Annotated in this window: 2 protein-coding genes; both read right to left on the reverse strand. The window is 30.4% G+C overall.

Translation table 11 applies throughout. The annotated features are described in order from the left end of the window. Window positions 1-819: ankyrin repeat domain-containing protein (locus AJN70_RS06485; protein WP_083262325.1), on the reverse strand; the 819-nt coding region annotated here is incomplete at its 3' end. Between the two features lie 39 nt (window positions 820-858). Next, window positions 859-1,880: bacteriophage T4 gp5 trimerisation domain-containing protein (locus AJN70_RS06490; protein ID WP_186821012.1), on the reverse strand; the 1,022-nt coding region annotated here is incomplete at its 5' end.

Below are 1,880 nucleotides of genomic sequence, written 5' to 3' on the forward strand. Positions count from 1 at the left end.
CTCTAAACTCGTATCAATATTGTATTCTTTAACCAATTGTTCCCAAGTCTTAGCACCTGCTTTTTTTAAGATTGTTTTATTTTTATTTATCCCAAAAGAAATAGCCCTATCTAATGGAGTATCAGGTTTAAAATAATTAATTTTATCATTTTCAATTTCATTGATAGTGCAATTAGCAGCATTGACATCAGCTCCATATTTGATCAAAATTTCCAAACAAGTTCCAACAGGTTTTTTCTTAGATCTTGCAGCTATATGTAAAAGGGTTTCCCCTGCATCGATATAACTGTGTTCATGTTCTGTTTCAATCCTTCTCATATTTACATCAGCACCAAATTGTAAAGCCACTTCTAAAGAATTTACAGACTCAGGATCACCAAGCAATATCCAAGAATGCAAAGGGGTAGCACCTTTTTCATCATAAACTTCAAATTTACATCCTTTTTTAAAAAAATAATCAATCATTTTTTTATTTTTTCCACCCACTCCAATATAATCAGTAAGAGCATTATTTCCTAAACACTCATCATCAGCTTTAAGTCCTAAACTCTCAAAATACTCCATCATTTCAAAACTTTGACTCTTATCATAAGCGATCCCTGCCCAAGCTAAAGTAGAACTAGGACTAAAAAAAGGTATAGGATGATTACACCAATATACCTTACAACATTTCTCTAAAAATACTTCAGGCACGGGATAATCTTTTAAAAACTCTTTCACTTCTTTAAGTTTATTATCTTTAATAAGATCAAAAAACTCCCAACCTATCTCCGTTACCGTTTCTTCATCCATAGCTTGCATTTCTTCTAAAGTTTTCATTTGTTTTTCCTTGTGTTGTTATAATTTAAAAAATTAGTTTTAATCCACTCTTAGATCACCGCCTTTTACCCTTAAACCTTTGCTATCTATAATCACTTGTGTTGTTCCTACTTGGAGTATAATTTTATCTTTTGTTTGTGTAATAGTTGTATTTCCTACCCTAGAAACGATTTGTTTTTGTGCTGTTAAAACACTTTCTTGATTTGCCATAGTATTTACATTATCAGCTGTAAAAGAGCAATTTTTCTTGGCTTTAAAACTAATAGAATCATCAGCTTCAGCTTTGAAATACTCATTTGTTTCTATGCTTAGATCTTGTTTGGAATAAAATTTTATACTTTGATTGGTTTGAAGCACATAAGAACCTTTTATGGTTTCATTTTTGTTATGTCCTATTCTTTGGATAAAATCATTTTTGATATCTTGCTCTAGATTGTTATTGATTATTACTCTTTTGTCGTTTCCTATCTTTTCTTCGTGGTTTTGTCCGATATTGACTTCATTGCTGATTCCTACATTTAAAGTATTACTTAAGCCCACATTAGTATCTTTAGAGAGTAAGGTATTTTCTAAATATTCAGCCCCTACATTGACATTTTTAAATCCTGCGATATTTTGCATATGACCTAAAGTGATAAATTCAGTATATAAGGCTCCTACTTCTGAAGTTTTATTATTTTTTATGGTTTGCTCATAATTATTACCTATTTCTTCTTTATAATCTTTTTGTGCTAGGATATAAATTTCTTCTTTGTCTTTGTCGTTTTTTAGGGTAATTTCATTCCTTGCTCTTGCATCGGTGTTATCCACTCCTATTGTAGAATTTGCTAAAGTAAGATAATGATTGTTTATAGAGCTTAATTCATAATCTGTATTTTCTTGAAGTTTTAAGGTATCTAAGCCTTGATTGATCATAATAGGAACTTCGCTTAAATAACTTAAAGTGCTAGTGGCAATCTCTCTTTGATATCTTGGATAATTATATTGAGGCATAGTTGTAGTCCCATTATACAAACTTCCACTTACATAAGGTTTATCTATATCATCATCTAAAAAAGAAA

The organism is Campylobacter sp. BCW_4341 (genome assembly GCF_001764255.1).
Taxonomy (GTDB): domain Bacteria; phylum Campylobacterota; class Campylobacteria; order Campylobacterales; family Campylobacteraceae; genus Campylobacter_D; species Campylobacter_D jejuni.